This is a genomic window from Streptomyces glaucescens (assembly GCF_002154375.1).
GTDB lineage: Bacteria > Actinomycetota > Actinomycetes > Streptomycetales > Streptomycetaceae > Streptomyces > Streptomyces glaucescens.
Map to the genome: position 1 here is coordinate 1 of NZ_MUND01000343.1, position 6,472 is coordinate 6,472.

Annotated in this window: 7 protein-coding genes; 4 read left to right on the plus strand and 3 right to left on the minus strand. The window is 73.4% G+C overall.

The window, feature by feature from the left end; translation table 11 throughout:
• The coding region (locus tag CCN42_RS22295) for an alpha/beta fold hydrolase (RefSeq protein WP_339384385.1) at window positions 1-293 on the minus strand (293 nt) is incomplete at its 3' end.
• A gap of 169 nt (window positions 294-462) precedes the next feature.
• Between CCN42_RS22295 and CCN42_RS22300 the strand changes: the two genes are divergently transcribed.
• A complete protein-coding gene (locus CCN42_RS22300; RefSeq protein WP_086738174.1) occupies window positions 463-987 on the plus strand; it encodes a PadR family transcriptional regulator in 525 nt (174 codons plus the stop codon).
• Here CCN42_RS22300 and CCN42_RS22305 read toward each other — a convergent pair.
• Window positions 973-1,869, minus strand: coding sequence for an oxygenase MpaB family protein (locus tag CCN42_RS22305; RefSeq protein ID WP_169731505.1), 897 nt, complete (start codon window positions 1,867-1,869; stop codon window positions 973-975). The two genes, CCN42_RS22300 and CCN42_RS22305, sit on opposite strands and share 15 nt — an antisense overlap.
• 102 nt (window positions 1,870-1,971) lie before the next feature.
• On the opposite strand from CCN42_RS22305, the gene CCN42_RS22310 reads away from it, so the two are divergent.
• Together CCN42_RS22310 and CCN42_RS22315 are read left to right on the plus strand one after the other, a co-directional pair.
• On the plus strand, window positions 1,972-2,268 hold the full coding sequence (locus tag CCN42_RS22310) for a hypothetical protein (protein ID WP_086738176.1): 297 nt from the start codon (window positions 1,972-1,974) through the stop codon (window positions 2,266-2,268).
• Between the two features lie 138 nt (window positions 2,269-2,406).
• Window positions 2,407-3,234 (plus strand): hypothetical protein, encoded by an 828-nt coding sequence (locus CCN42_RS22315; RefSeq protein ID WP_086738178.1) that lies wholly within the window; start codon window positions 2,407-2,409, stop codon window positions 3,232-3,234.
• A gap of 141 nt (window positions 3,235-3,375) precedes the next feature.
• Here CCN42_RS22315 and CCN42_RS22320 read toward each other — a convergent pair whose 3' ends face one another.
• Complete coding sequence (locus tag CCN42_RS22320) at window positions 3,376-3,558, minus strand: hypothetical protein (RefSeq protein ID WP_086738180.1); 183 nt, start codon at window positions 3,556-3,558, stop codon at window positions 3,376-3,378.
• 236 nt (window positions 3,559-3,794) lie between these two features.
• On the opposite strand from CCN42_RS22320, the gene CCN42_RS22325 reads away from it, so the two are divergent.
• A partial coding sequence (locus CCN42_RS22325) for a DEAD/DEAH box helicase (protein ID WP_245877418.1) occupies window positions 3,795-6,472 on the plus strand: 2,678 nt, incomplete at its 3' end.

The window sequence follows — 6,472 nt, forward strand, 5'->3', positions numbered from 1 at the left end:
TGCGCGATCAGCTCGGCGCCGCTCACGCCCGCGGCGTCCAGAGCGGTCGCGAGCGCGTCGGCGTGCTCCTCCAGGCTGTAGCCGAAGCCCGCGGGCCGGTCACTGATGCCGTGTCCGGGCAGGTCGACGAAGAGGCTGCGCCGGCCCGCGAGTTCGGGCCGGGCGGCGATGTGGGCGTGGTACGCGGCCGAGGCCGCCCCGAGACCGTGGACGTACACCCGCGCGGGCTCCGCGCCCGGCGCCTCCGTCCACCGGATGCGACTGCCTTCACCGTCGAACACCGCCTGCCTCATGGCGCGCCCTCCCTCACTGTGATCGCCGCGTGCCGTCGGCACACGAGCGACTATACATCGGCGACGAGGTATTGCGCAGACGCAGTATAAAGAGCCCGTGGTACACGGGTACGGGGGTATCGAGGATCGGAGGTACAGCGAGGGCGTGGGAGTGCGGGAGAATGGCGGCATGCTGGAGCTCGCCATCCTCGGATTCCTGTACGAAGCCCCGCTGCACGGCTATGAGCTGCGTAAGCGCATCACGGCTCTGACGGGGCACGTGCGGCCGGTCGCGGAGAGCACGCTGTATCCCGCGATCAAGCGGTTGGAGCGGGGTGGTCTCCTGGTCCGCACCACCGAGCCGGGGACGGTGGCCGCCCCGCGGCATGTGCTCTCCCTGACCGACGAGGGCCGGCGCGACCTGCGCCGCCGGCTCGCCGAGCCCGCTCAGCGCGACATCACGGACGAGAACCGCTGGTTCACCGCGCTCGCCTTCCTGCGCCACCTGGACGACGCCGGCGCGCAGGCGGCCGTACTGCGCCGGAGGCTGGCCTTCCTGGAGGAGCCCGCGAGCTTCTTCTACGACGGTGACCGCCCGCTCGCCGCCGAGGACCTGGACGATCCGTTCCGGCAGGGCATCCTGACCATCGCGCGCGCCACGTCCCGGGCGGAACTCAGCTGGCTGCGCGCCACGTTGTCGTCACTCGGAGGCTGACCGGCCGCGGTGCCGCACCGGGCAGCCACGCACCCCCGGCGTCGGCCAGGTGCCCAGGTCGGCCAGCCGGTACCCGTCGGGGTACCCCTTGATCTCCCAGTTCTGCCGGGCGAAGTGCGGGGACCTCCGCGGCGGGAGCAGCCGGACCGCCCGGCCGCGCAGCCGCACCGCATGGCGCACCAGCGCACGCGTGCCGGGGCTCGGCACCGGATAGCGGAAGGCCCGCAGCAGCGGGTCGTCGAGCAGCGCCAGGATGCCGGTGCGCAGCACGGGCCCGAGAGGGCGTGGATACCAGGAGGCCATCAGGTCGAGCGTGGCGTCCGAGACCCGGCGCCCCGCCTCGTCCCAGTCGAAGTGGGCGGCCTCGTAGTCGTCGAGGCAGGCCTCGAAGTCCTCGTAGGTCTCCGGGACGTCCTTGATGCCCATGTGCCGCCCCAGGGTGCCGTAGTGCACCGTGAAGGCGGTGATCTCGTGCTGGGACAGCCTGCGCCAGGCGAAGGCGTCGATCCATCGTCTGGGCATCACGACGAACGTGCACAGCACGTACCGCATGTCGTCGTTGCTGATGTCGTACGATCGGTGCATCTGGTTGATGCGGCGGACCGCCGTGCGGCCGGGCGTGCTGTCGAAGCCGTGCTCCACGACGGCGTCGAGCAGCAGTGAGGTGTCGTCGTACCGCTTCTGTGTGCGGTCCGTCAGCTCGGCGGTCTCGGCGAGCAGCCGGCCGATGCTCGGCACGGCGTAGGTGCGGTACAGCGCCAGCTCCAGGGCGCGGGTGTAGTCCCAGGGGAACTCGTAGGCCGACGTGAGCCGGAGGATGGCCGTCGCCTCCTCGTGCGGATCCATCCGCCGGATCTGCTCGAGCCGCGCGAAACGCTTCACCGCGTCCCTCCCCCTTCTGCCGCCGAGGCTCCAACTCTACGTTGGAAGGCACTGCTTGAATCGGTCGGTGACGAACGACCTCACAGGGGGAAGGTGGTCGGCATGTTCGGCAAGGTACGCCAGGCATGGGGGAAGTTCCAGGGCGCCGCGCGGGAGGAGCGGAGTGCCGGCCGCGCCACCCGCACGCACAATCTCTTCGAGGCGGCGGCCGTGTACGTGTCGGCCTGCGCGGAGAACGACCAGGAGCGGAGCGACGAGGCGGCGGGCTGGGTGTCGCCGGAGGCGCTGTCCTTCGGGGTGAACGAGCTGGCCTGCCGCGCGGTGATCGCGCTCGCGCGGGAGCGCGGCCAGTCGCCCCAGACCGTCGCCCGGGACCTCCTGGGGCTGCCGGCGGCCTGATTCCCGCGGTCCCGAGGTGGCCGATTCGTCCGGTCTCCTCCGGATCACCGCAGTTCCGCGTGGTCGAAGGAGTCGTGACAAGCGGCTCCCGGTCGCACTAGGGTGCGCGCCGTTGGACGAACCCCTGGGGAGGCTGTGATGGCCGGGACTGATGAGGACGCCGTCGCCGCCGCGGACGACGCGCTGTATGTGCTCACGGCGGTGCTGCTGACACCGGCGAAGTTCCCGAGTGTGCTGGGCGACGACTATCCGGAGGCCTGCGCGGCACTCGGTCTGGCGCCGCTGGCCGACGGGTACGGCCTGGTGCTGGGCCAGGACGGTGAGGGCGCGCGGTGGACCGTGGTCACCGACGACGTGTCCCTGGTGGCCGTCGCCATCGCCTCCTGGGACTGCGGGATGGAGTACGACCTGTCGCCGGACGAACGCAGCGTGGTCACCGCGCTGCCCGGGTGGCCCCTCGCGCTCGCGGTGGCGGCGCCCGGTCTGCCCGCGCCGCACGACCCCGGCCCCGACATGACCGACAGTCCGCCACTGACCCCGCCCGACACGAGCGTCTGGGGTCCCGCCCAGCGGCGGCTCGGGGCCGACGAGATAGCCCTCCAGTGGGCGCAGTGGCGGGAGCAGCTCGACGACTCCGAGTTCACGACCCCCGGCGGCACCGGTGAGGGCGTCACCGGTGAGGGCGGGCAAGGGGCCGGGCACGGCGGTGTGCGTCGGGTGCTCGCCGAGGCACGCGCGTACGTGGCCACACCGCCGCCCCTGGGCCGGGTGCGGTCGTCCTTCGCCCCGGGCGACGCGCGGACGCTGCGCGCCGACGGTCCAGGCTGGTCCCTGGTGGCCAGGACCGACGACATCGCGTTCGTGCTGCTCGACGAGATGCCCGGGGAGATCCTGCCGGTGGGGCGCGGACCTGAGCTGCCGGGACTGCTGGAGGCGCTGGACAGGATGGCCGTACGCCCGAGCTGAGCGGGTCGGCGGGCCAGCCCGGGCCGGCCGGGCCGCAGGGACCATCGCGTGGCGGACCGGATCCGAACCCGCCACGCGATGTGCGCCGCCGTCAGCCCCGAGCGCCGCTCGGCGACGCAGGGGTGGATGGGGAGCCGGCGGCTAGCGGCCGATCTCCTTGCGGGTGGCGCGGCGCAGCCGGCGCCGCTGCGCGGGGTCCAGGGCGAGGTACGCGGCGGCGGGGACGCCCAGCACGATCAGCAGCGCCGCCCACCAGGGAAGCCAGATCAGCAGAAGAAGACCTGCCGCCACACCCCCTGCGGCGATCTTCGCGTTCTTCGACATGTGAGTCGCCTCCTTCGCGGCCAGTGCCGCTCTCTGCCGGGAAGAACGGCCCCGCACCGTGGGCGGTTCCGGGCGGCACCCCTGAGACATCCCTGACATCCGTCCCTTAGGGTCTCCCGAAGCCCTCCCGTTCCGTGACTCAAGTCACAACTCTGCCACGCCGGGTCGATCGGTGCGGTGCTGTACCCTCGGCGACTCCGACCCCAGGTAGTCAAATTTGAGGAATGCGACGCACTGTGCAGAGGACTTCCCCGGCAACCTCCTCCGAGATCCGTGAACTCACCCGCTGCCACGCAGTGTTCCTGCCCGGTGACCCGGCCCGCACCGGTCGCGTCGCCTTCTGGCGGCCCGACGGCGAGACCCCGCCGGACGTCGCCGCGGGCACCGTCACGGACCTGATTGTCGTCCTGCGCGACGGCGACGGCGGCGTGGAGCGGGCCGCCGTGCCCGCCGTCGTCCTGCCACTCCGCAGGGCCCTGCCCGTCCTCACCCGCGCGCGTGTCACCGAGCAGGGCGACCGGGCGGCCGTGTTCTGGGGCGCGGCGGCGCTTCTCGCCCTGGGATTCACCGCGCGGGGTCTGCTGTTGCCCGGTCTGTCCGCGAGCGACCACGACGCCTGGCGCGCCGGTCCGCTGCGCGCGGAGGAGACCGAGCAGGTGCGCCGGCTCGCCGCCGCGATGCCGCCGGAGGCGCACGCCCTGCCGGTGGACCATGCGGAGCCGCCGCGGCTGCCCGACCCGGAACCGCTGCTGCGGGCCTTCCTGGACGCCGTCGCCGACACACTGCCCCGCTCCCCCGCCGCGCCGCTCGTCACCGGCGGTCCGGCGTACGCGCGACCGGAGCCGCGGCGGCTGCCCGAGCAGCGCGCCTGGGCCGCAGACATCGCCGCCGGCCATGACGCGGGCGTGCGGATCTCGCTGCGGATCGAGGTGACGGGGCTGACGGACGCCCCGGAACGGGCGACGCCCGCCTTCCGCGCGGTGCCGCAGCTGCACCTGGTGAGCGATCCCTCCCTCGTCGCGGACGCGGCCGACGCGTGGGCCGCCACGGACGCCGCGGGCCGTGCCTTCGGCCCACGCGCGCGGATGGACGCCCTCGTGGCCCTGCGCCGCGCGGCCCGTGCCTGGCCGCCGCTCGGCCCGCTGCTCTCGGCCGCAGTGCCGGACTCGGTGGACCTCGTGGACGAGGAGGTCACCGAACTGCTCGGCGAGGGGGCGGCGGCACTCGCGGCGGCCGGGATCGACGTGCACTGGCCGAGAGAGCTGGCCCGTGAGCTGACCACCCGCGCGGTGGTCGGTCCGCCGGACGACGAAGAGGGCACCGGCAGGCTCTCCTCGGACGCGCCGTCGTTCCTGTCCGCCGACGCGCTGCTCGCGTTCAACTGGTCGTTCGCGCTCGGCGACCAGCGGCTGACCCGGGAGGAGCTGGACCGCCTCGCCGAGGCGAACCGCCCGGTGGTCCGGCTGCGCGACCAATGGGTGCTCGTCGACCCCCAGGAGGTCCGCCGGGCCAGAGACCGGCAGGACCGCAAGGTGACGCCGATCGACGCGCTGGGCGCGGCCCTGACGGGCTCCGCGGAGATCGACGGACGCCGGGTCGAGGTACGGGCCACGGGCTGGCTGGCAGGGCTGCGCGAGCGGCTCGCCGACCCCGAGGGCCAGGAGCCGGTCGCCCAGCCCGCCGCTCTCGCCGCCGAGCTGCGCGACTACCAGCGCCGCGGCCTGAACTGGCTGGCCCGGACGACCTCCCTGGGGCTCGGCTGCTGCCTCGCCGACGACATGGGTCTCGGCAAGACCATCACGCTGATCTCCCTGCATCTGCACCGGCAGACCGACCCCACGGCCGCCGGTCCCACCCTCGTCGTCTGTCCCACGTCCCTGATGGGCAACTGGCAGCGCGAGATCGAGAGGTTCGCGCCGGGCACGCCCGTGCGCCGCTTCCACGGGGCCCGGCGCGACCTCGACGACCTGGCCGACGGCGAGTTCGTGCTCACCACCTACGGCACCATGCGCCTGGACACGCGCCGACTGGCGCAGGTGCCGTGGGGTCTGGTGGTGGCCGACGAGGCCCAGCACGTGAAGAACCCCTACTCGGCGACCGCGCGGGCCCTGCGCGCCATCGGCGCACGCGCGCGCGTGGCACTCACCGGCACCCCGGTGGAGAACAACCTCTCCGAGCTGTGGGCGATCCTCGACTGGACCACCCCGGGCCTGCTGGGCCGGCTGGGCACGTTCCGCGCGCGGTACGCGCAGGCGGTGGAGAGCGGCCGGGACCCCGCCGCCGCGGAGCGGCTGTCCCGGCTGGTGCGCCCCTTCCTGCTGCGCCGCCGCAAGTCGGACCCCGGGATCGCGCCGGAACTGCCGCCGAAGACGGAGACGGACCGCGCGGTGTCGCTGACACCGGAGCAGACGGGCCTGTACGAGGCCGTGGTGCGCGAGACGCTCGCGGAGATCGCGGGCGCCGACGACATGGCCCGGCGCGGGCTGATCGTGAAACTGCTGACCGCTCTGAAGCAGATCTGCAACCACCCGGCGCAGTACCTCAAGGAGGAGCGCCCGCGGATCGCCGGACGCTCCGGCAAGCTGGAGCTGCTGGACGAACTGCTCGACACCATCCTCGCCGAGGACGCGGGTGTTCTGGTCTTCACGCAGTACGTCGCGATGGCGCGGCTGATCGAGCGGCATCTGTCCGCGCGGGGCGTGCCCTCGCAGTTCCTGCACGGCGGGACGCCCGTGCCGGAGCGGGAGGCGATGGTGCGGCGCTTCCAGGACGGTGAGGTCCCGGTCTTCCTGCTGTCGTTGAAGGCGGCGGGCACCGGGCTCAACCTCACGCGCGCGGAGCACGTCGTGCACTACGACCGCTGGTGGAACCCCGCCGTGGAGGCCCAGGCCACCGACCGCGCGTACCGCATCGG